Genomic DNA, 743 nt, shown 5'->3' with positions numbered 1-743 from the left:
CCCCGGACGGTCAAGCTGTCGTGCCGTTTCCAGCGGTATTCATTCCCGGCGCGGGTAAGCTGCTCGCCCTGTGATTGCAGGAAAGAAACAAGGTCGGCTTGGTTCGCCCGGTTTATCTGTTCTTGGGTGTAGTACAAAAATCTCAACTCCTTTCATCGTTCTAAGTCGTGCTGCTTGGTGCGGGTCTGCTCCGGCTGGTCGGCTTTCAGCGCAATATCAACGCACTTGCGGATATTGTGCAGCTCGGCAACCTCGGCGCGGGTTTCTTTCAGCTTGGTATATTCCGCTGTTCTCTGCCCGCTGAGGGTGGCGTACTCTTTTTCCCATTCAGCGATAGGCAAGCTCTTTGTCCCTTTCGGCAGATTTGCATGGAGATAGCGGCTCGCTGCGTTCCATAGCGTAAGCTCGGCGCGGTGGGCTTCCTCGTACTTGTCGCGCTTGCTCGTCCAGCCATTTTTCAGCTTTTTCAGCTCGTCGTGAATGGGCTTGTACTCGGTGTAGTTCTTCCCGTATTCAATCAGCTTTTGTAATTCTTTCATGCGCTTCTCGGCGGTTTTCATGCCCGCCCGGATAGCGTCGGCTTGGTCGCTGACAGAGGAAAGGGTAGCGTCCAGCTCCGCAAGGGTGGAAATGCCATGCTCGGAAAGATAGCCTACTGCCTTTGCAACGGTTTTCAGTTCATCGGCGGCGTGCTGCCTTTGCCAACTTTGCGAATACTTCCGGCTCTTTTCTCTCTGAACGCT

1 pseudogene is annotated in these 743 nt (G+C 54.5%); it reads right to left on the bottom strand.

Going from position 1 to position 743, the window contains the following annotated elements:
• Positions 1 to 152 precede the first annotated feature (152 nt).
• Positions 153 to 743: pseudogene (locus tag B5F87_RS20550) on the bottom strand (mobilization protein); the annotation flags it as partial.

This window comes from Eubacterium sp. An3 (genome assembly GCF_002159465.1).
Classification (GTDB): Bacteria; Bacillota; Clostridia; order Lachnospirales; family Lachnospiraceae; genus Anaerobutyricum; species Anaerobutyricum stercoris.
This window is presented reverse-complemented; position numbering and strand designations above follow the sequence as displayed.